General features: G+C 72.0%; 14 protein-coding genes. 4 read left to right on the top strand and 10 right to left on the bottom strand.

Features of this window, described 5'->3' with window-relative positions:
• Positions 1 to 19: 19 nt before the first annotated feature.
• The 6 genes from ABZ659_RS15560 to ABZ659_RS15535 all read right to left on the bottom strand — a co-directional run bounded on the left by ABZ659_RS15560 (position 20) and on the right by ABZ659_RS15535 (position 12,486).
• Positions 20 to 895: a carbohydrate ABC transporter permease gene (locus ABZ659_RS15560; protein WP_360218965.1), complete on the bottom strand. Its 876-nt coding sequence runs from the start codon at positions 893 to 895 to the stop codon at positions 20 to 22.
• 16 nt (positions 896 to 911) lie between these two features.
• A complete protein-coding gene (locus ABZ659_RS15555; RefSeq protein ID WP_360218962.1) occupies positions 912 to 1,871 on the bottom strand; it encodes a sugar ABC transporter permease in 960 nt (319 codons plus the stop codon).
• A gap of 92 nt (positions 1,872 to 1,963) precedes the next feature.
• A complete protein-coding gene (locus tag ABZ659_RS15550; protein WP_360218959.1) occupies positions 1,964 to 3,379 on the bottom strand; it encodes an extracellular solute-binding protein in 1,416 nt (471 codons plus the stop codon).
• 194 nt (positions 3,380 to 3,573) lie between these two features.
• Positions 3,574 to 7,860, bottom strand: a complete 4,287-nt coding sequence (locus tag ABZ659_RS15545; RefSeq protein WP_360218956.1) for a discoidin domain-containing protein — start codon at positions 7,858 to 7,860, stop codon at positions 3,574 to 3,576.
• Positions 7,861 to 7,897: 37 nt separating this feature from the next.
• Positions 7,898 to 11,278 carry a CARDB domain-containing protein gene (locus ABZ659_RS15540; RefSeq protein WP_360218954.1) on the bottom strand — a complete coding sequence of 1,127 codons (3,381 nt, stop codon included), beginning with the start codon at positions 11,276 to 11,278 and terminating at the stop codon, positions 7,898 to 7,900.
• 197 nt (positions 11,279 to 11,475) lie between these two features.
• Complete coding sequence (locus ABZ659_RS15535; RefSeq protein WP_360218951.1) at positions 11,476 to 12,486, bottom strand: LacI family DNA-binding transcriptional regulator; 1,011 nt, start codon at positions 12,484 to 12,486, stop codon at positions 11,476 to 11,478.
• Positions 12,487 to 12,729: 243 nt separating this feature from the next.
• On the opposite strand from ABZ659_RS15535, the gene ABZ659_RS15530 reads away from it, so the two are divergent.
• A complete protein-coding gene (locus tag ABZ659_RS15530; protein ID WP_360218948.1) occupies positions 12,730 to 14,265 on the top strand; it encodes a PQQ-dependent sugar dehydrogenase in 1,536 nt (511 codons plus the stop codon).
• A gap of 7 nt (positions 14,266 to 14,272) precedes the next feature.
• On the opposite strand, the gene rox is transcribed toward ABZ659_RS15530, so the two are convergent.
• The 3 genes from rox to ABZ659_RS15515 form a co-directional block, all read right to left on the bottom strand.
• Positions 14,273 to 15,706, bottom strand: a complete 1,434-nt coding sequence (gene rox / locus ABZ659_RS15525) for a rifampin monooxygenase (protein WP_360218945.1) — start codon at positions 15,704 to 15,706, stop codon at positions 14,273 to 14,275.
• A gap of 239 nt (positions 15,707 to 15,945) precedes the next feature.
• The gene (locus tag ABZ659_RS15520; protein ID WP_360219054.1) at positions 15,946 to 16,341 is read right to left on the bottom strand and encodes a DUF1801 domain-containing protein; all 396 of its coding nucleotides are present in this window, start codon (positions 16,339 to 16,341) and stop codon (positions 15,946 to 15,948) included.
• Between the two features lie 118 nt (positions 16,342 to 16,459).
• Positions 16,460 to 16,915 (bottom strand): carboxymuconolactone decarboxylase family protein, encoded by a 456-nt coding sequence (locus ABZ659_RS15515; RefSeq protein ID WP_360218942.1) that lies wholly within the window; start codon positions 16,913 to 16,915, stop codon positions 16,460 to 16,462.
• 197 nt (positions 16,916 to 17,112) lie between these two features.
• Between ABZ659_RS15515 and ABZ659_RS15510 the strand changes: the two genes are divergently transcribed.
• Both ABZ659_RS15510 and ABZ659_RS15505 read left to right on the top strand, forming a co-directional pair.
• Entirely contained in the window at positions 17,113 to 19,572 is a 2,460-nt protein-coding gene (locus ABZ659_RS15510) for a tetratricopeptide repeat protein (RefSeq protein ID WP_360218939.1), read from the top strand.
• Positions 19,573 to 19,622: 50 nt separating this feature from the next.
• Positions 19,623 to 19,838 carry a hypothetical protein gene (locus tag ABZ659_RS15505; protein WP_360218936.1) on the top strand — a complete coding sequence of 72 codons (216 nt, stop codon included), beginning with the start codon at positions 19,623 to 19,625 and terminating at the stop codon, positions 19,836 to 19,838.
• Positions 19,839 to 19,890: 52 nt separating this feature from the next.
• On the opposite strand, the gene ABZ659_RS15500 is transcribed toward ABZ659_RS15505, so the two are convergent.
• Positions 19,891 to 20,172 (bottom strand): hypothetical protein, encoded by a 282-nt coding sequence (locus ABZ659_RS15500; protein ID WP_360218933.1) that lies wholly within the window; start codon positions 20,170 to 20,172, stop codon positions 19,891 to 19,893.
• Between the two features lie 155 nt (positions 20,173 to 20,327).
• Between ABZ659_RS15500 and ABZ659_RS15495 the strand changes: the two genes are divergently transcribed.
• A complete protein-coding gene (locus tag ABZ659_RS15495) occupies positions 20,328 to 21,296 on the top strand; it encodes a chlorophyllase (RefSeq protein WP_360218930.1) in 969 nt (322 codons plus the stop codon).
• Positions 21,297 to 21,303: the final 7 nt, after the last annotated feature.

Below are 21,303 nucleotides of genomic sequence, written 5' to 3'. Positions count from 1 at the left end.
GCGAGGAGGGGGTGCCGCGTCAGCCCTTGAGGCCGCCCGCCGTGAGGCCGCTCATGATGTTCCGCTGGAAGACCAGGAAGATCAGCAGCGTCGGCAGGGAGGCGATCGTCAGGGCGGCGATCAGGACGTTGACGGGGACGCCGTTGGAGAGCGAGTAGATGCCCACGTTGAGGGTCTGCTTCGCCGGGTCGGGCAGGGTGAGCATCGGCCAGAGGAAGTCCTTCCAGACCCCGACGACCGCGAAGATCGACACCACGCCGAGGATCGGCCGGGAGATCGGCAGCACGATCGACCACAGGACGCGCGTCGGGGAGGCGCCGTCCATGGCGGCGGCGTCGAGGAGTTCCTTCGGGATGGAGTCGAAGAACCGCTTCAGCAGGAAGATGTTGAAGGCGTTGGTGACCGAGGGCAGCCAGATCGCCCACGGCGTGTTCAGCAGGTTCCGCTCCACGATCGGCACGTCGAGGACGGTCAGGTACTGCGGTACGACGAGCACGGTCGCCGGGATCATCAGCGTGGCGAGCATCATGCCGAGGATGGCCTTGCCGAGGACGGGCCGGAGCCGGGAGAGGGAGTACGCGGCGGCGACGTCCAGGACGAGTTGGAAGGCGAGCGCGCCGAGGGCGTAGTACAGGGTGTTGAACAGCAGGCTGGCCAGGTCCATGACGTCCCAGGCGCGGCTGTAGTTCTCCGGGGTGAAGGAGCCCGGTACCAGCGTCGGCGGGGTCTGGATGACCTCCTGGGTGTCCTTGAAGCCGCTGGAGACCATCCAGTACAGGGGGCCGAGGAAGGCCAGGGTGAACAGGCCGACGACGACGGTGAAGACGGTCCAGTAGAGGAGCTTGCCGCGCGGGCGGGCGAGTCGGGCCGGTGAGACGAGTGTGCGTGTGGACATGCCGGTCTCCCTCGCGTCAGGCGTCCTCGGCGCGGCTGAGCTTCACGTACGCCGCCGAGAAACCGGCGAGCAGGACGAGGAGCAGCAGGCCGAGCGCCGCCGCGGCACCGTAGTTGTTGAAGTTGAAGGCGTACTGGTAGATCAGGTAGACGACGGTGGTGGTCGAGCCCTCGGGACCGGCGCCGCCGGTGAGCAGGAACGGTTCGACGAAGACCTGCATGGTCGCGATGACCTGCATCAGCAGCATCAGGGAGAGGATCAGGCGGGTCTGCGGGATGGTGACGTGCCAGATCTTGCGGAGGAGTCCGGCGCCGTCGAGTTCGGCGGCCTCGTACAGCTCGCCGGGGATGCCCTGGAGCGCGGCGAGGTAGATGAGGGCGGCGCCGCCCATGTTCATCCAGGTCGAGGCGATGACGACGGAGAGCATCGACAGGTCGGGGTCCTGGAGCCACTGCTGTTCGGGCAGGTGCAGCGAGGTCAGGAGTTCGTTGAGGAGGCCGTAGCCGGGGTCGTAGAGGTACTTGAAGAGCAGCACGGAGGCGACCGGCGGCAGCATCACCGGCAGGTAGACCAGCAGGCGCAGGTAGCCCTGGCCGTGCTGGAACTCGTTGATGACGATCGCGACGACGAACGGGACGACGAAGCCGAGGAGCAGCGCGAGGACGGTGTAGAGGAGCGTGTTGCGCCACGCCTGCCAGAAGGCGGGGTCGTTGTAGACGGTGGTGAGGTTGTCCAGGCCGACCCAGGTGGTCTCGCCGCCCTCGGTCTTCTGGAAGGCGAGGAGGAACTCCCTGACCATCGGGTACCAGGAGAACAGCGCGAAGCAGACGACCGCGCCGATGAGGAAGCCGTGGGCGGTGAGGTTGCGCCGCAGCCCGGTGCCGAACCGGCCCCCCGGTGGCGGTACGGGTGTCTTGTGCAGTGGCGGGCGGCGGGCTGGGTCCGCCGTTGTCGGGGTGAGGCTGGGGGCCGACATCGTCGCTCCTCGGTACTGGTCTGCCGGATGGTGTGCCGGACGGCGCTCCCCGGCGTGGGCGGGCCGGTGCGCCCGCCCGCGCCGGGAGGAGGTCACTGGTTCGCGAGGACCTGGTTGACCTGTGCCTCGGCCGTGTCGAGGAGCTTGTCGATGTCGGTGTCCTCGTTGGTGAGCACCCCGGACATCACGTTGTCGAGGACCTTGTAGACCTCCTGGGCCTTCGGCGGCTCGGCCTTGCCCGGGACCGGGTTGTCCATGAACGTCTTGAAGTTGGCGACCGGCATGGTGGCGTGGGTGACGCGGGCGGCGTCGTCCTTCTCCTTGGACTCGCCGAGCCAGAAGTTGGGCTGCGGGATGCCGACCGGGAGCTTGTCGGCCTTGGTGCGGGCCCAGTCGAACTGGCCCTTGCCGACGGTGAGGTTCTTGAAGTTCAGCCAGGCGATCGCGGCCTTGATCTTGTCGGACGAGATGCCCTTCTTGATCATGTAGTTGTTGCCGCCGGCCAGGGTGTTCCGCTCGCCGGGTATCGGCCCCATGCCGAAGTTCTGGTACTCGGCGCCGAGTTGCTGGACCATGTACGCGATGTCGTCGGGGGCGGCGAGGAACATGCCGAGCTTGTCGGTGGCGATCTGCTTCTGGAGGTCGCCCCACTTCAGCAGCTGGGTCTTGCCCATGCTGTCGTCCTCCCAGCGCATGGCGTGGAGGTTCTCGACGACCTGGCGGCCGGTCTCGTTGTTGAACGCCGCCCTGGTGCCGCTGGTGTCGACGACGTCGCCGCCCAGGCTGTACATGTGGGCGGTGAAGTGCCAGCCGCCGGTGTTCGCGGCGCTGTACTCGCCGAAGCCCGCGACGCCGTCACCGAGACCGGCGATCTTCCTGGCGGCGGCGCGCACCTCCTCCCAGGTGCGCGGCGGGGCGTCGGGGTCGAGTCCGGCCTGCTGGAACAGCTTGCGGTTGATGAGCAGGCCCATCGTGTAGTTGCTGGTGGGCAGGCCGTACAGCTTGCCGTCCTGCTTGAGCGAGCCGAGGACGCCCGGGTCGATGTCCTTCAGCGCGGGGACCGTCTTGTCGTTGACGTAGGCCGTGATGTCCTCCGCGCCGTCCTCGGAGAGGACCTGCGGCAGGTCGGTGAAGTACGTGTAGAACACGTCGGGCTGGGACCTGGCCTTGAGCATCGCGGTGAAGCGCGGCGGCTCCAGGCACTGGCCCGGGGTGGAGCGGCCCTCGATGGTGACGTTCGGGTACGTCTTGTTGAACTCGGCGACGTCCTCCTGCCACTCCTTCAGCTCGGCCGCCTTCGCCTTGGGCGGCATACAGTCGATGGTGATCGTGACCTTGGTCTTCGGGTCCAGCGGCGCGGCCGGATTCGAGTCGCCGCCCCCTTCCGAACCACCGGCGCCGTCGTCGCTGCTGCTCGTGCCGCAGGCGGCGAGAGCGGTCAGCGTGAGCGCGGAGAGGAGGGCGACCGCGCTGGCGCGGCGGGAACGGCGGAACCGGGCAGTTCTCATGGCTGGACCCCTTCGGGCATGAACGTGGAGGTCGCCCCACCGCCGATGCGTTGTGGGGCGTCGCACACTCAACCACCACCGACAAGCGGGCGCAAGATATCGCGCAGACTCTGTAATTGATTGACAAGGGGAAGAGAAAAGGCCGGTGCGAGCCGCATACACGGCTTGCACCGGCCCGCCCGGGACTCTTCGGCCTACGGGTTGATGTTGATCTTGAAAGTGGACGTGGTGTTGCGCACGTCCACGGCGTTGCCGCTCAGCTCCAGCCCGTTGAAGGTCACCTCACCGACCGCGGGCCCCTGCCCCGCCTCGGGCATCTCGTTGGCCCACAGACCGAAGCCTGACCTGGCGTCGTAGGCGTCCCCGCTCCTGCGGGCGCCCGTGACGGAGACGTCCGTGAAGACGGTGTCCCTGATCGGGTACTGGGGCTGGCCGCCCACGTAGTTGGTCTGGAACATCACCCCGCTGTAGGTGGGGTCGACGATGTCCACGTGGTTCACCCTGATGCCCTGGAACACCTTGGACGCGGAGAACAGCCAGATGCCGGGGAAGGTCTGCGCGCCCCAGAAGTGGCCGCCCGCGCGGACGACGGAGACGTTCTCGATGGTCGTCGGCTCGGTCCCGAAGCCGTTCATCGGGTAGCCGAAGTCCAGGGAGGAGATGGTGATCCCCGAGTAGACGAGCGTGTCCGCGATATGGATGTTGCGGAAGGTGTTGCGGTAGCCGCCGTACACGGCCACGCCCGCGGCCCGCCAGGTCAGGGTGGAGGTCAGGTTCTCGTAGACGTTGTCCTTCATGTCGGCGCCGCCCGCGTCGATCGCCGAGAACAGCGCGAAGCTGTCGTCGCCGGTGGCGCGCGCGTCGTTGTTGGTCACGAGGTTGTCCGTGGAGCCGTTGGTCATGTTGACGCCGTCGGCGAACATGTTCCGGATCCGGGAGTTCCTGATCGTGATCCGGTCGGTGTTGGCGCCCCAGTAGAGGCACACCATGTGCTCGTTCCAGATGTCGTCGATGACGATGTCCGACACGTTGGCGAAGTCGAACACCTTGCCGGGGCCGTCGATGCGCGAGGTGTAGTTGCCGAAGTAGGCGAACCCCTTGAACAGCGACCCCTTGGCCGTGCCGTCCGCGCGGAAGCCGACGTCGGTGTTGTCCTGCGTCGACGGCGCGTGGAACCGGGTGTACCAGGGCCCGGCGCCGACCACCTTGACGGCCTTGCCGTACACCTGGAACTTGCTCGACGTCTGGTAGTCGCCGGGCGGCAGGTAGACGCCGACGAGCGTGCCCGTGGTGTCCATCCGCACCCGGTCCAGGGCGTCCTGCACGGCCTGGTGCGTGAACCCGTTCGGCACGGTGTACGTCGCCGGGTCGGGGTTGGCGACCGGCGCGACCTGCTCCAGGTTGACGAAGTCGATCGCGTACGTGGAGGTGTTCGCGGCGTCCTTCTGGAGCCGGATCCTGCTGCCCGCCGGGACGGTCTCGCCCAGCATCAGGTGCGCCTCGTCGTAGATGTGCCGCGGGGCGCCGGAGCCCGGGGAGTTGCCGGGCGACGCCTCGGCGCCGTACAGCCAGGCGTACTTCGAGGTCAGTGGCAGCGCCTTCCTGAAGACGCCGTCGACGTAGACGTTGATCGTGGAGTCGATGCCCCCGCCGCCGGGCGCGTCGGGGAGGGAGAAGCGGGTCACCAGGGTGTTGGTGGGGGCTCGGGTGGTGAACTCGACGTACTCCCCCGTCGCGTCCAGGCTGACGGCCTTGCGGCCGGACGCCTCGCCCGCGATGTCGCCCACGGTGCGGTTGGGTCCGGCGACGGTGGCGCCGCCTCCGGTGGTGCCGTCCTCGGCCTCGTACATGTCGTACGGCATGTTGGCGCCGCGGCCGACGAACAGCGGCTGGGTGGTGGTGTTGTTCTCCCGCTTGACCGGCACCTCGTTGGCGTCGGGGGCCACCACGACCTTGACGGTGTACGAGCCGTTCGCCGCCGTCCACGGGCCGAGGCCCACCTCGGCCGAGGCGCCCGCGGCGAGACTGCCGGAGTGCTCGCCGGTCAGGGTGCGGACCACGGCTCCCTTGGAGTCGGTCAGCGTGAGGGTGACGCCGTGGGCGCCCGCCGCGCTGGCCCTGGTGCCCTCGTTCTTCAGCCGCACCTTGAAGGTGACGGCGTCCCCGGCCGTCGGGCTGGACGGCGTGGTGGTCACCGCCGTGGCGACCAGGTCGGAGCTGTCGACGGGCTTGACGACCAGCGAGGTGGAACGGGTGTGGGTGTTGTTGGTCTCGTTCTGCTCGGTGACCTCCTCGGCGGCGTCCGCGACGGCGCTGAGCTGGTACGTTCCCGCCGCGCGCGCCCCGAGGGAGGCGGTGACGGTGGTCTGCGCGCCGGCCGCGAGGGCGCCGACCGCCGCGGTGGCGACCTCGGTGCCGCCCAGGCGGACGGCCACGCGGCTCGCCGGGGCGGCGGCCGGGCCGGAGTTGCGGACGGTGGCCGAGACGCTGATCTCGTCCGACTCCACCGGATCGGCGGGCGACACGGTCAGGCCGGTCACCTCCAGGTCCGGGTTGGGCGCCGGGACCCCGACCACCTGGAACTCGGCGAGCTGCCCGGCCGGGGCGCCGGAGTTGGCGGTGAACCTCAACCGCACGTCGGCCGCCCGGCCGGAGACCGGCACGGTGACGGTGTTGCCGTCGGCCGGGTCGAAGCGGTAGCTCTTCGCGGCGACCAGCGAGGTGAAGTCCTGCGCGTCCTGGTCGCGGCCCAGGACCTCGACGGTCTGGTTCCGGGCCGACCAGGCGGCGTCCGGGTTCAGCCTCAGCACCAGCCGGTCGAGGTCGGCGTCGGCGCCCAGTCTGACGGTGAGGGTGTTCGGGTAGCTGCCGCCCGCGCCCTCCCAGTACGTCGACACGTCGTTGTCGTTGGCGTTCCGCGCGACGTAGGTGTGCACCACGGAGGAGGCGTCGATCGGCTTGCCGACGGCCAGGTCGGAGCCCCCGCCGCCGCTGCCGGTGCGGGTGACGCTGTTGCTGGGCGGTGAGGTGTTGCCCGCCGCGTCCTTCGCCCGCACCTGGTAGGTGACGGTGCTCGTCGCGGGCTGGGTGTCGGTGTACGTGGTGGCGTCGCCGCCGACGCTGGCGCGCAGGGTGTTGTTGGCGTAGACGTCGTACGCGGTGACGCCCCGGTTGTCGGAGGCGGCGGTCCAGGTCAGCTTGATCCTGCCGTCGCCGGGTTCGGTGAGGGCGAGGTCCGCCGGTGCGGTCGGGGCCTGGGTGTCGCCGTCGTCGGCGGCGCGGGTGACGGTGTTGCTGTTGGCGGACTGGTTCCCGGCGGCGTCCCTGGCCCGCACGTAGTAGGAGACGGTCTGGTCGGCGGGCCGGGTGTCGGTGAAGGTCGTGACGTCACCGGCGACGCTGGTCAGCAGCGACCCGCCCGCGTAGATGTCGTAGCCGGTCACGCCGACGTTGTCGGTGGCCGCGTTCCAGGTCAGCCGGATCTGCCCGGTGCCGGGTTCGGTGAGCGCCAGACCGGCGGGGGCGCTGGGCGCCTGGGTGTCGCCGGTCGCGGGGCCGTAGACCTCCAGTTCGGAGATCTGGGCGGCGTTCTGCACGGAGTTCGCCGTGACCAGCACCCGTAGGTAGCGGGTGGTGGTGGCGTCGAAGGCGACCGTGGCCGTGTGGTCGCTCGCGGCGTCGAAGGTGTAGGCGCGGGAGGCCGTCAGATCGGTGAAGTCCGTGCCGTTGGCACTGCCCTGGACCTTCAGTGTCTGGCTGCGCGCCTCCCAGGTGCCCGGCAGCCGCAGCACCACCCGGTCCACCCGCACGGAGGAACCGAGGTCGGCGCGGAGCCACTGCGGGAAGGCGCCGCCCGCGCTCTCCCAGTACGTGGCCCGGTTGCCGTCGCCCGCGTTCGCGGCGGCGTACACCTGGGTGTGGCTGCTGGCGGTCAGGGTGCGTCCGGCGGCCAGGTTGACGGACGACCCCTCGGCCGCGTGCACTTCCAGCTCGGACAGCTGCGCCGCCCGCCAGCCGGTGTTCTCGGTGACCGCGATGCGCACGAAGCGGGTCCGGGTCGCCGGGAACGCCACGGTCACGGTGTTCCCGGAGCCCGGGCTGAACGCGTACGGCGCGCTGTTCTTGAGCGTGCTGAAGCTGGTGCCGTCGGCGCTGCCCTGCACGGACAGGGTCTGGCTGCGGCTCTCCCAGCCCGCCGGGAGCTTCAGGACGACCTCGTCGACGTTCTCCGTGGTGCCGAGGTCGGTCTGCACCCACTGGGGGACGTCCCCTCCGGCGCTCTCCCAGTACGTGCCCTGGTCGCCGTCGGTGATGTTCGGCGCGGTGTACTCGGCCTGCGAGCTGCTCGCCGACGCCCGGTCCCCCAGGGCGATGTTCGGTCCTCCGGCGGCCTGGGCGGTGAACGCGGGGCCGCCCAGGGCGAGAAGGCTGGTCACGACCACGGCGCTGAGCACGCGTGGTCGGCGTGTGCGGATTCTCATCGGTCTCCGATCTCGTTCCTGCGGGGGGAGCGGGGCCTCAGCCCCGGTCGATCACGAACGGGGAGCCGGGTTCGACCAGGACGTCGCCCTCGGCGGAGCCGGAGATCGCCACGTCGGTGAGCGTGGCGCTGCCGCGCGCGCCGCCCTGGGCGAGGATCCCGGAGCCGTTCACCGAGTTCTCGATGCGTACGTCCCTGATCTGGGCGCCGGGCACGGCGCCGCCGCCGCCCTTGAACTGGATGCCGTCGTAGGTGGAGTCGTGGATCTCGGTGTCCCGGATCGTCACGCCGGGGATGTCCTGGGCGGCGGCGAACAGGGTGATGGCGCCGAACTCCTGGGCCTCGCCCCAGAACGCCCCGCCCGTGCGGTGCAGGGCGTTGCCCGCGATCAGTGTCTGGCCCGAGAAGGGCAGCGGGTCGTGGTCCGTGGCCAGCATGATGCCGGGGTAGTTCATGGTGTCGGCGACGACGTTGTTCTCGATGGTGTTGCCGTAGCCCCCGTACACCGCGATCCCGTTGGCCCGCCAGGGCAGTTGGACGGTGTTGTTGCGGAAGTGGTTGTCGTGGCCGATGTCGACGGCAGGATCCTTGACGTAGCGGCTCGCCCAGACGGCCAGGGCGTCGTCGCCGGTGTTGCGGAAGGACGAGTTGTAGACCGTGGAGTCGCGGGTGCCGTTGGCGAAGTTGATGCCGTCGGCGTAGGTGTCGCGGATCCTCATGCCGGAGAACTCCAGGCCGTCGCCGGGGCCCCACAGTTCGGGGATGTTGGAGTAGTCCCGGCCGACCCACACGCCGACGTTGGCGTGCTCGATCCACACGTTGCTGATCTTGGTGTTCCTGCCGAAGCGGCCGTTGAGGCCGACGCCGCCCTCGTGGTTGCCGTCGCCGCCGCGGATGGTGCCGGAGCCGAAGATGGCGAGGTCGGAGATCCGGGTGTTGTCGTCGATGTCGAAGCCGAAGTTGCCCTCGTGCGGGTGGTTGATGCCGCCCGCCTCGTGCGGCGGGGTCAGCGTGTAGAGCTGGGAGTGCCACATGCCCGCGCCACGGATGGTGACGTCCCGGATGCCGACCTGGTTGTAGTCGCCCCGGTTCTGCGGGTCGTCGGTGAGGATCTTCTGCTCCTGCCGCCACTGTCCGGCCGGGATCCACACGCAGTCGATCTCGCCCTTCTGGTCGGCCGTGACCGCGCGCTGGATGGCGTCGGTGTCGTCGAGGCCGTCGCCCGGGACGGCGCCGTAGGCGGTGATGGAGGTGCAGGCGGCCGGTTTCGGGGCCGGGGGCGCGACCTGCTCCAGGTCGATCAGGTCGACGATGTAGAAGGCGGCCCGGTCGTCGGCGTCCCGCTGGAGCCGGAACCTGGTGCCCGGCGGGTAGCTCTGCCCGAGCAGGGCGTGTGACTCGTCGAAGAGCCGCCGCGCGTCGCCGCCCGGTGTGTTGGTCAGGCCCTCGGGGCTGTCGGTGTCGCCGTACAGCCAGCTGTGCTTGGACGACAGGGTCAGCTTCCGTTCGAAGGTGCCGTCGACGTAGAGGCTGAGGGTGGCCTCGGCGCCGCCGCCGCTCGCGGAGTCCGGGACGGAGTTGCGGACGACGAGGGAGTTGGCGGCGCCGGTGGAGGTGAACTCCACGTACTGGCCGGTGGTGTTGAGCCGCACCGACCGCCGTCCGGAGGACTCGGTGGCGAAGTTGGTGTGCCCGAAGGTGCGCTTGGGGTCGGCGGTGAGCAGGGCGCCGTCGTAGCGGGCGTCCTCCGCCTCGTACTCGGTGTACGGCACGGCCGCGCCGCGGCCCACGACGAGGGAGCGGGCGAAGACGTTGTTGTCCTCGTTGGTCTCGGTGACCTGGCCGGTGGCGTCCGCGGTGGCGGTGAGGGTGGCGCCGCCGCTGGTCGCCGTCCAGGTGCCGGAGACCGCGACGGTGGCGCTCTCCCCGGCGGCGACCGCGCCGGTGGTGCCGTTGAGGGTGGTGGTGCCGACGGTGAGCCGGGTGACGGTGCCGGCCGGGACGCCGGTGGTGCCGTCGTTGCGGACGGTGACGGTGAAGGAGACGGCGGCGCCGACCGCGGGGGCGGACGGGTCGCTGGTGATGCCGGTGACGCGCAGGTCGGGGCCTGGGCTCCGGCTCACGACCAGTTTCGTGGCGGCGGTACGGCTGTTGTTGGTGTCGTCCTGTTCGGTGACGGTGTCGGTCGGGTCGACGACCGCCGACACGGTGTAGGAGCCCTTCGGACGCTTGCCGACGGGCACCCGTACGGTGCCGGAGTCACCCGGCTGGAGCGCGCCGACGGGGGCGGACCCGGCGTCGCCGCCCTCCAGGCTGACGTTGACGGTGGTGGCCGGGGAGGCGGCGGTGCCCGCGTTGCGGACCGTGGCCTCGACGGTCACCTCGTCCGTCTCGGACGGCTGGGACGGGGACCAGGTCAGGCCGGTGACCGTGAGGTCGGGGTTGGGCGCCGCGGTGCCGACGACCTGGAACTCGGCGACCTGGGCGCCGGGCGCGCCGGTGTTGGAGAAGAAGGTGAGCCGCAGGTCGGCGTAGCGGCCGGTGACGGGGATGGTGACGGTGTTCTGGTTGCCGGACGGGCTGAAGGCGTAGTCGGCGCGTGCCTTCAGGGAGGTGAAGGCGGACGCGGACTGCTCACGGCCGAGCACCTGGAGGGACTGGGTGCGCGGGCCCCAGACCGGGTCCGGGTTCAGCTTGACGACGACGGCCGCGACGTCGGCGTTGGCGCCGAGCTTCACGGTGAGGCTGGCGGGGTGGCCGGAGGACTCCCAGTACGTGCCCGTGGTGTCGTCGTTGGCGTGGGCGGCGACGTAGTTCTGGGTGGTCGAGGTGGCCTCGATCGGCTTGTTGCGGGCGAGGTTGGTGCCCTCCACCGGCGGCTCGGAGGTGCCGCTCTCGCCGTAGACCTCCAGTTCCGCCAGCTGGGCGGCGTTCCAGCCGGTGTTGGTGGTGATCTGCACCCGCACGTACCGGGCGCTGGCGCCGTCGAGGGCGATGGTCACGGTGTTCGCCTGGGCGGGGGTGAACGTGCGGGCCGTGGCGGCGGCGAGGGTGCCGAAGGCGTTGCCGTCGGCGCTGCCGAGGATGCCGAGGGTCTGGGTGCGCGCCTCCCAGGAGGCGGGGAGCTTGAGCACCACCCGGTCGACGTCGGTCTCGGCGCCGAGGTCGATCTGCACCCACTGGGGGAAGGCGCCGGTGGGGCCCTCCCAGTACGACTGCTGGCTGCCGTCGCTGACGTTGCCCGCCGGGTAGCCGCCGAGGGCGCCGCCCGCTGTGGCGGGTCTGCCGAGCGCGACGTTGGTGACGGCGTCCGCGCGGGCGTCCGCGGCCTGGGCGCTCACGGGCAGCAGGCCCAGGGCGATCAGGCCCGATATCAGGAGCGCGACGAGGAACCCTCGTCGCTTGCGTGTCCCACTCATACAGCCCTCTCCACGAATCATCGACGGATCGCCGAGTAATTGAGTGATTTCATCGATCTTTTACGTAACCGAGGGCACAGATTTCTACCGGGTCATCACTTTGTCAACAGTCGCGACACGACGAAGGCCCCGACCCCGAGCGCCGCGGACGCGGCGACCTCGGGGGCGGGGCCTTCGTACGGGCCTGACCGGAAGGGTCAGGCGGTGGGCGGCTGGGTGGTCGAGCCGCGCAGCACGAGTTCGGGCTCGAAGAGCAGCTCACCGGCGTGTGTCCGGGTGCCCTGGAGCTGGGCGCAGAGCAGCTCGACGGCCGCCCGGCCCATCGCCTCGATCGGCTGCCGGACGGTGGACAGCGGCGGCTCGGTGCAGTTCATGAACGCGGAGTCGTCGTACCCGACCACCGACACGTCCGCCGGGACGGACAGCCCGCGTCTGCGCGCCGCCCGGATGGCGCCGAGGGCGAGCGGGTCGCTGGCGCAGACGATGCCGGTGACACCCCGGTCGAGCAGCCGGGCGGCGGTGGCCTGGCCACCCTCCAGCGAGAACATCGACCGTACGACGAACTCGTCGGGCAGCGGGGTGCCCACGGACTCGGCCACCACGCGGGCGGCCTCCAGCTTGCGGTTGGAGGGCACGTGGTCGCTCGGGCCCAGGATCAGCCCGATCCGCTCGTGCCCCAGCGAGGTGAGGTGGCGCCAGGCCTGCTCCACGGCGACCGCGTCGTCACAGGCGACGCAGGGGAAGTCGAGGCCGTCGATCGAGGCGTTGATCAGGACCACCGGGATGTCGCGCTCCGCGAGCTGCCGGTAATGGTCGTGCGGGGCGTCTGCCTGCGCGAACAGGCCCCCGGCGAAGACCACGCCCGAGACCTGCTGCTGGAGCAGCAGCTCCACGTAGTCCGCCTCGGAGACCCCGCCCTTGGTCTGGGTGCACAGCACCGGCGTCAGCCCCTGCTGCGCGAGGGCGCCCCCGATGACCTCGGCGAACGCCGGGAAGATCGGGTTCTGCAGCTCCGGCAGCACCAGGCCGACGAGCCGGGCGCGCTCACCGCGCAGCTGCGTGGGCCGCTCGTACCCCAGGACGTCCAGCGCCGTGAGCACGGACTGGCGCGTCGCCTCGGAGACCCCCGGCTTGCCATTGAGGACACGGCTGACCGTCGCCTCGCTGACGCCCACCTTCCTGGCTACCTGAGCAAGTCGTCGCGTCATGCGCGCAAGGCTAGCGCAAAATCCGCAAAAGAATGACACCCGCTTCGCCGGTCCGCCGACCACCGGCCCTCCTCATCGATCCGGCCACGCACCGCCGCTTTTGCGCCACCCCGGAGCGGAAGTGGCGCGTTCAACTGTTGCCGCCGTGAGGCGTGAGGCGCAGCCTGGAGCGCGGGAGCGCTCCCATACCGGATGCCTCATTGTCATATTCATGCCATATGCCTCGCCCCAACTGGAGCCGCTATGCCACGACGCCGATGGACAGGGCCCCTCCTGCTGGCCCTCCTGCTCACCGTGCTCGCCCCCCTGCCCGCCGCCGCGCGCCAGCCCGCCGAGGCGCCCTCCGCGACCCCCGCGCCGACCGCCGCCGCCGTGCCGCTGCCGTCGCTGTCCGCGACCACCACCCAGGTCGCCTCGGGTCTGCGGCGGCCCACCGCCGTCGTCGCCCCCGACGACGGCACCGACCGGCTGTTCATCACCGAGAAGCCCGGCCGGGTCCGCGTCTACCACCCGGACACCGGCCTCGCCGCGACCCCGCTGCTCGACATCACCTCGGCCGTGGACGAGTCGGGCAACGAGCGCGGCCTGCTCGGGCTCGCCATCCCCGCCGACTTCGCCACCAGCCAGGACCTGTACCTGGCGTACACGGCACTGCCCGACGGCGCGGTCACGCTGGCCCGCTACCGGCTCGACGAGTCCCGTCTCGAACCGCTGCTCTCCCAGCCGCACGCCGAGTTCAGCAACCACAACGGCGGCCAGCTCGCGTTCGGCCCCGACGGCGACCTGTACTGGAGCATCGGCGACGGCGGCGGCGCCGCGGACCCGCTGCGCGCCCCACAGCGCCTGGACACCCTGCTCGGCAAGATCCTCCGCGTCGACGTCAGCCGCGCCTGCGACCCGCTCCCCTACTGCGTGCCCGCCGACAACCCGTTCGTGGACACCCCCGGCGCCCGCCCGGAGATCTGGCACTACGGGCTGCGCAACCCGTGGCGGTTCTCCTTCGACAGCGTCGACGGCTCGATGTGGATCGGCGACGTCGGCCAGGGCCGGTGGGAGGAGGTCGACCACATCGCCCGCGGCCGGGGCGGCCTGAACCTCGGCTGGTCCTGCTACGAGGGTCTGGAGAAGTTCGACGGCGGCGACTGCAAGGCGGGCGAGACCTACACCCCGCCGGTGTTCACCTACTCCCCCTACACCGGCGGCTGCTCGGTGATCGGCGGCCATGTCTACCGGGGCCAGCGCTACGCCGACCTGGTCGGCGGCACGTACATCGCCACCGACTACTGCTCCTCCACGGTGTGGGCGCTGCGTCCCGACGGCCACGGCGGCTACGAGCAGGCGGAGATCGGTGAGACGCCGACCCAGGTGACGGCGATCGGCACCACCGCCGACGGCGAGTTCTACGTCGTCAACGACCTGCCGGGCGGCCTGCACCGGGTGTCGTTCGCCCAGGAGGCCCCCACCTGCCGGGTGGACCGCACGGTGGAGACGTGGGGCACCGGCACCAAGGTCGAACTCACCGTCACCAACACCGGCGGCACGGCGCTGAACGGCTGGACGCTGAAGTTCCCGCTGGCCCTGGGCCAGACCGTGGTCTCCGACTGGAACACCGACCTGACCCAGCTCAGCAACACCGTCACCGCGACGAACGCCTCCTACAACGCCGCCGTCGCCGCGGGCGCCAGCTTCACCATCGGGTACGTCGCCGGCCACACCGGCGACGCGTCACCGCCGCCGCGGTTCACCCTGAACGGCGACGCCTGCGCCGTCGGCCGCTGACCCGCCCTCAACCGGCTGCCGCGGCCCCGAACCACCGCGGCAGCCGGTCGAGCAGTTCCCGCTGGTCCTCCCCGGCCCAGGCGACATGGCCGTCCGGCCGCAGCAGCACCGCGGGCGCCGTCAACTCCTCGCTGACGTCCACGACATGGTCGACACGGTCCGCCCACCCGGCCACCGAGAGCGCGCCGGTCTGGTCGAGCAGCAGCCCGCGGCCCCGGTGCAGCAGCGGGTAGAGGCGCCCGCGCTTCAGCTCCACGTCCCGCAGCCGGCGGCCGACCAGGTCGTGGTCGTCGCCGAAGTCGTAGCGGACGTCGAGGGCGGTGATCTTCTCGACGAGGCGGCGGTTGACCTCCTCCAGCTCCATCAGCTCCGCCAGCAGTCGGCGCACCGCCCGCGGCCCGGGCTCGGTGGACATCAGCTCCATCTGCGCGCGCGTGTTGTCGAGGACGGCGGCGGCGACCGGGTGCCGTTCGGTGTGGTAGGTGTCCAGGAGCCCGTCCGGCGCCCAGCCGTCGATCTCGGCGGCCAGCTTCCAGCCGAGGTTGAAGGCGTCCTGGACACCGAGGTTGAGGCCCTGGCCGCCGGTCGGCGGGTGGACGTGCGCCGCGTCACCGGCGAGCAGCACCCGGTCGACGCGGTAGCGCTCGGCCTGCCGGGTGGCGTCGCCGAAGCGGGAGAGCCAGCGCGGTGCGCGCACCCCGAGGTCGGTCCCGGCGGTCGTCCGCAGGGCCCGCTGGAACTCCTCCAGGGTGGGCGCCGTCGCCCGGTCCTCGGCCACCTCGGGCGAGGGGACGACGATCCGGTGCGTCCCGTCGCCGAGCGGCATGGCGCCGAACCGCAGCTGGGTCCTGCGGACCTCGGCCATGACGGCGTCCAGCGTCTCCTGCGGTACGGACACCTCCATCTCGCCGATGAGGGTGTCGTTGCGGGACGGCTCGCCGGGGAACCCGACGCCGAGCAGCCCGCGCACCGTGCTCCGGCCGCCGTCGCAGCCGACCAGGTAGCGCGAGCGCAGCCGGGTGCCGTCGGCGAGTTCGGCGGTGACGCCCTGGCCGTCCTGGCTCAGCCCGACCAGCGCCTGACCGCGCCTGACCCGCGCGCCGAGGGCGACGGCGTGCTCGGCCAGCAGCCGGTCGGTGACGGTCTGCCGGATGCCGAGGACGTACCCGTGCGCGGTGTCCAGGCGCGGCGGCGTCGACGTGCGGATACCCGCGAAGAAGCCGGCGGTGATCGGGTGCCGCTGCCCGTGGGCGAGGAACCGGTCCAGCAGGCCGCGCTGGTCCATCACCTCGATGCTGCGCACGTGCAGGCCGAGCCCGCGCACGAACGGCGCCGGCTCGGCGTCCTTCTCCAGTACGACCACCCGCACGCCGTGCAGTCGCAGTTCGGCGGCGAGCATCGTTCCGGTCGGTCCGCCACCGGCGATGATCACGTCAATCATGGAACCCCCAGTCGTTGGCCGGGCGATTCTCCGCCAGGACCGGGGTCTTGCCGCAAGGCCCCCCGTGCGCTATACGTTGAGAGTGGCGAGGAGAGGGCTTCACCTCCTTGCCTTTCTCTGTGCCCTCTCCCGCTCCGGGATGTCACGGCGGGCGCGGTCTCTCGCTGGCCGGGGTCCTCGCGTGGGGCCGCTTCGGCCCGGAGTCCCTCACCGGCTGACCCGCCCCGGTGCGCGCGGGGTCAGCCCGCCGCCTGCCGCACCAGGGCGCCGATCCTCGCCTCGGCGTCGGGGGTCAGTTCCGCCAGGGCGTAGGAGGTGGCCCACATGGTGCCGTCGTCCAGGTGCGCCTGGTCGCTGAAGCCGAGCGTGGCGTAGCGCGCCTTGAACTTCTGCGCGCTCTGGAAGAAGCAGACGACCTTGCCGTCCCTGGCGTACGCGGGCATCCCGTACCAGAGCCGGGGCGCGAGGTCCGGCGCGCTCGCCGTGACGACGGCGTGCACCCGTTCGGCCATGGCCCGGTCCGGCGCCTCCATCTCGGCGATCTTGGCGAGTACGGCGGCCTCGTCCTGGGCCGCCTTGTCGGCGCGGGACGTCCTGCGCGCCGACGCCTTCAGTTCCCGGGCGCGCTCCTTCATCGCGGCGCGCTCGTCGTCGGTGAAGCCGTCGTAGCCGGCGGTGGCGGACTTCTCGGCGTTCCTCACGGTGTTCCTCCTGGTCTGCGGAGTGTCTGCGGTTGAGTGCGGGGGTGCCGGGTCAGGCCCAGGACCCGGCGGTCTGCCGGGTGGTGGCGTTGAGCCGGTTGAACAGGTTGGTGACGCCGACCATCAGGACGATGGCGGCCAGCTGCGTCTCGTCGTAGTGGGTGGCGGCGCCGTCCCAGACGTCGTCGCTCACCGGGTCGGGACGGTCGGCGAGCCGGGTGGCGGCCTCGGCGAGCGCGAGGGCCGCGCGTTCGGCGTCCGTGAAGTACGGGGCGTCGCGCCAGGCGGCGACCGTGGCCAGCCGCTCGTCGCTCACCCCGGCCTCGCGGGCGGTCCTGGCGCCGCCGTCGACGCAGGCGGCGCAGCCGTTGATCTGGCTGACCCTCAGGTGCACCAGCTCCAGCGTCCGCGGGTCGACGCCACCGGAGTGGGCGGCCTGGAAGACCTGCTGGATGGGCCGCATCGCGTCGGACAGGACGACGGCGGGGTTCCGCATACGGGACTGCATGGTGCTGCTCCTCTTCTGAGCCGGTGCCCTGTTCCGCCGGGGCATGTCCCCATCACAGCCGTGCCGGTCCGCACCGGCCAGGGCCGTGGGACACCGTGGGACAGCTGGCACGGCCTTGACCAGCGGCGACCCGGCTCGCGAGACTTCCCCCGGAGCGGGACGCGACGCCGGGGGAAGGGCGGGGGACAGTGGTGGACGTGCCGGAGCGTGCGGCGCAGGGTGAGCCGCGGCGGGAGTTGGCGGAGCGGCTCGGTCTGCTCCAGGAGCTGTCCGGACTCGGGGTGCGGGCCCTCGCGCGGGACAGCGGCCTCAGCTCGTCGTCGCTGTCGCGCTACCTGAACGGGCAGACGGTGCCGCCGTGGCCCGCGGTGGTCGCCCTGTGCCGACTGGTCCGGCGTGACCCGCGCCCGCTGCGCCCCCTGTGGGAGCGTGCCGCGAACCCGTTGCCCGCGCCGCCGAAGAGCAGTCGCCAGGGCCGTCCGGTGCCCCGCAACGACCTGCCGCGCGACGTGCCCGACTTCACCGGGCGCGCGGAGCAGCTCGCGGCCGTGTTCGCCGCCGTGGAGAGCCACCGGGTGGTGTCGGTCGACGGGATGGCGGGCGTCGGCAAGACGTGTCTGGCGGTGCACGCCGCGCACCGGCTCGCCGCCGACTACCCCGACGGCCAGCTCTACGTCGACCTGCACGGGTTCACCGAGGGCAGGCCGCCGCTGGACGCCGACTCCGCGCTGCGGATGCTGCTCAGCGCCCTCGACGTGCCCTCCGAGCGGGTGCCGCAGCGGGGGCTGGAGGAGCTGGCCGCCTGCTGGCGGTCGGAACTGGCCCGCCGCCGGGTCGTGGTGGTCCTGGACAACGCCGCCGACGCCGACCAGGTCCGTCCGCTGCTGCCGGGCGCCGGTCCCTCCGTCGCCCTGGTCACCAGCCGCAACCGGCTCCTCGGCCTGGACGAGGTACCGCCGGTCTCGCTCGACGTGCTCAGCCCCGAGGAGAGCGCGGAGCTGCTGGTCCGGGCCAGCGGCGACCCGGGCGGCCCCGGGGGCAGGCTGGCCAGCGACCCGCGGTCCGCCGCCGAGGTGCTGCGGCGGTGCGGGCACCTGCCGCTGGCGCTGCGGCTGGCCGGGGCGCGGCTGCGGCACCGGCCGGGCTGGACGGTGGGCGTCCTGGTGGAGCGGATGGCGGAGGGCGCGAGCGAGTTCGACACCGCGTTCGCCATGTCCGTACGGCAGCTGGGCCGCTCCCAGGCGCGGCTGTTCCGCCTGCTCGGCCTGTTGCCGGGGGCGTCCTTCGACGAGTACGTCGTCGCGGCCCTGGCGGACCTGCCGGTGCGTGGGGCCCGGGCGGTGCTGGAGGAACTGCTCGACGCGCACCTCGTGCAGCAGCCGACGGCGGACCGCTACCGGCTGCACGACCTGGTGCACCAGCACGCCCGCCGGGCCACGGCGGAGCAGGACCCGGCGGCGGAGCGGGAGCGGGCGCTCGGCCGGGTCCTCGACTACTACGTGCACGCGGCTGCCGCCGCCGACGCGGCGATGCCGTTCCTCTCCCCCGGCGCGCCGCCCACCGCGGGCCGTCCCCCGGCCGGACTGCCGCGGTTCGCCGACAAGAACGCCGCCTTCGCCTGGCTCACCGCGGAGTACGGCAACCTGCTGGCCGCCTTCGAGACGGCCGCCGCCGTCGGCGCCGACGTGCACGTGTACGAGCTGCCGCGGTTCCTGCGGGCGTACTTCGCGCGGCGCTGCGGTACGACGCACCTGAACGTCCTCTTCGAGCGGTCGCTGGCCGCGGCCGAGCGGCTGGGCGATCCGGTGCGGCTGGCGGAGGCGCACAGCGACCTGGGTTTCGCGCGCTACAACGCGGGCCGTCTGGCGGAGGCCGCCGCCGGTTACGAGGCGGCGGAGCTGCGGGTGGCGCAGGCGGCGGACGCCCGGGTGGCGGCCGAACTGACGCTGCGCCGTGGGTATCTGAGCTGGGACGCGGGCGGCGTCGAAGAGCCGCTCGACCTGTTCCGGCAGGCGGGGAGGCTGTACGAGGAGGCCGGGTGCCCGTCGGGGGCCGCGCACGCCGCCGCGTCGGAGGCGTGGGCGATGCTGCAACTGGGGCACGGGGAGGAGGCGGCGCGCCGGGCCCGGGAGGTGCTGGACGTCCCGCACGCCGATCCCGCCTGGCCGCCCGCGCTGACGGCCCGGATCACCCTCGGCGTGGCACTGGCCGACGTGGCGCCGGAGGAGGCGGCGGACCACTTGCGGCGGGCCCTGGAGCTGGCCCGGGAGGACGGGCACCTGAACAACCAGGCGTGGTGCCTGAACTGCCGGGGCGTCGCGCTGCGGCGGATGGGCCGCTACGAGGAGGCGCTGGCCAGCCACCGGGAGGCGTTCGCGCTGCTCGACGCGTTGTTCGAAGAGCACTGGAAGATCCATTTCCTCAACGGCTACGGCGAGACCTGCCGCCTCGCGGGGCTGCCCGAGGAGGCGCTGCGACTGCACCGGCAGGCGCTGGAGCTGGCCCCGCGGCTGGGCAACCGGCACCAGGAGGCGCTGGCCCACGAGGGCATCGCCGTGGTGCTCGACGGGACGGATCCGGCGGGCGCCGCGGAGCACCGTGCGTCGGCGCGGGCGCTGGTGGGCGAACTTCACCCGTTCGGCGCCGCGCTGGCGTAGGCGGCGGCTGGCGGGCGTTTCCGGCCGGGGGGTCGGTCGTTGGGCCAGGCATGATCAAGAACCTCGCTCGTGTCTCCGTCCTGGCCGCCGCTCTCCTGGCGACCGCCGTTCCCGCCGCGCAGGCCACCGTTCCCGCCGCGCCCCCGGCGCCGTCCGCCGGGGTCCCCGGGGCGTCGTTCCTCGACAGCGTCCTCGGCTCGCTGGAGCTGGGCCACCCGGCGTCCTCCCCGCAGTCCCTCCTCCCCACGGGGGTGCTGGGCGGGTGACGGACGGCGTGGGAGGGGCGGCCCGGAGACCCGGGCCGCCCCTCCCACGTGTCTAAGGGCCCTGTTCCTCCGCATGCCGTACGGCCTTCTTCACGTCCGCCTCGACCGAGTTCCGCGACTGTCCCTGGTCCTTGGCGTGCTCGGTGACCGCGGCCTGGACGTCGCGGGCGAGGTCGCGCCAGGCCCGCCAGGCGGTCTCGTAGGTGGTGGTCTGCTGTTCGCTCCACGGGTGGGCGGTGGGCGAACCGTACTGGGCGCGCAGCCGCTCGACCTGGGTGTGCGCGGTGTCGGCGGCGCGCTGCATCTCCACGAGTTCGTCGAAGGTGTGTGGCACGGGCGGATCGTAAGCCGACCGTCCGGAATGCCCCGGTCTCGACTCGCGCGCCGTCCGGGCCCCTTTGACAAAGCGGAACACTGATCCGTATTGCAAACGGAACAGCGCTCCACTTCCGCTCGCGGGTGCGGAGCCACGAGAAAGGACCGCGCACCATGGCCGGACCAGCCCCCGCACCGCCGACCGACGCCTTCGACTCCCCCACCCCCGTCCTGTCCGTCAGCCCGGTGACGCTGCCGGTGCCGGGACGGCCCGTCGACCTCCAGGTGCGCGTCTCCGCGCCGGTGACGGGCACCGGACTGCCCGTCATCCTGCTGTCACACGGGCACGGCCCCTCGAACAACCTCTCCTCGCTGAACGGCTACGCGCCGCTCGCGCACTTCTGGGCGGCGCACGGGTTCGTGGTCCTCCAGCCCACCCACCTCGACTCCGCGACGCTGGGCCACCTGCTCGCCGACGCCCCCGGGGCACCCCTGTTCTGGCGTTCGCGCGCCGAGGACATGGGGCACATACTCGACCGGCTCGACCTGGTCGAGAAGGCCGTGCCGCAGCTCACCGGGCGCCTGGACCCCGACCGGGTCGCCGTCGCGGGGCACTCCCTGGGCGGCCACACCGCCGGGCTCCTGCTGGGCGCCCGGCTCACCGACCCCGACGACGGGCGGGTGGCGGACCTCTTCGAATCCCGCATCAGGGCGGGCGTGCTGCTCGCGGCGCCCGGCAGGGGCGGCGACGCCCTCAACGGGCCGCGGGCGGACCTGGTGTCGGCCTTCCAGACGTCCGACTTCAGCACGATGACCACCCCCGCCCTGGTCGTCGCCGGGGACAGGGACGACTCCCGGCACTTCACCGACCTGGGCCCGGAGTGGCACACCGACCCCTACGCCCTCGCGCCCGCCCCCAAGACCCTGCTCACCCTCTTCGGCGCGGAGCACGGCCTCGGCGGGATCGCCGGGTACGACGCCGCCGAGACGACCGACGAGGACCCGGTCCGGGTCGCCGCGCTCCAGTGGCTGACCTGGGGCTACCTCCGCAGCCAGCTGCGGCCCGGGGACAACGCCTGGCAGACGGTGCGGGACGCGCTGACCCTGCGGGCGGACCCGGTCGGACGGGTCGTGGCCAAGTAGGCGGCAG

The organism is Streptomyces sp. NPDC006997 (genome assembly GCF_040635175.1).
Classification (GTDB): domain Bacteria; phylum Actinomycetota; class Actinomycetes; order Streptomycetales; family Streptomycetaceae; genus Streptomyces.
This window is presented reverse-complemented; position numbering and strand designations above follow the sequence as displayed.

Excerpts from the sequence above, each read along its gene's own strand:
- ABZ659_RS15560 (WP_360218965.1), bottom strand. The coding sequence starts at position 895 with ATGTCCACACGCACACTCGTCTCACCGGCCCGACTCGCCCGCCCGCGC.
- ABZ659_RS15555 (WP_360218962.1), bottom strand. The coding sequence starts at position 1,871 with ATGTCGGCCCCCAGCCTCACCCCGACAACGGCGGACCCAGCCCGCCGC.
- ABZ659_RS15550 (WP_360218959.1), bottom strand. The coding sequence starts at position 3,379 with ATGAGAACTGCCCGGTTCCGCCGTTCCCGCCGCGCCAGCGCGGTCGCC.
- ABZ659_RS15545 (WP_360218956.1), bottom strand. The coding sequence starts at position 7,860 with ATGAGAATCCGCACACGCCGACCACGCGTGCTCAGCGCCGTGGTCGTG.
- ABZ659_RS15540 (WP_360218954.1), bottom strand. The coding sequence starts at position 11,278 with ATGAGTGGGACACGCAAGCGACGAGGGTTCCTCGTCGCGCTCCTGATA.
- ABZ659_RS15535 (WP_360218951.1), bottom strand. The coding sequence starts at position 12,486 with ATGACGCGACGACTTGCTCAGGTAGCCAGGAAGGTGGGCGTCAGCGAG.
- ABZ659_RS15530 (WP_360218948.1), top strand. The coding sequence starts at position 12,730 with ATGCCACGACGCCGATGGACAGGGCCCCTCCTGCTGGCCCTCCTGCTC.
- rox (WP_360218945.1), bottom strand. The coding sequence starts at position 15,706 with ATGATTGACGTGATCATCGCCGGTGGCGGACCGACCGGAACGATGCTC.
- ABZ659_RS15520 (WP_360219054.1), bottom strand. The coding sequence starts at position 16,341 with ATGAAGGAGCGCGCCCGGGAACTGAAGGCGTCGGCGCGCAGGACGTCC.
- ABZ659_RS15515 (WP_360218942.1), bottom strand. The coding sequence starts at position 16,915 with ATGCAGTCCCGTATGCGGAACCCCGCCGTCGTCCTGTCCGACGCGATG.
- ABZ659_RS15505 (WP_360218936.1), top strand. The coding sequence starts at position 19,623 with ATGATCAAGAACCTCGCTCGTGTCTCCGTCCTGGCCGCCGCTCTCCTG.
- ABZ659_RS15495 (WP_360218930.1), top strand. The coding sequence starts at position 20,328 with ATGGCCGGACCAGCCCCCGCACCGCCGACCGACGCCTTCGACTCCCCC.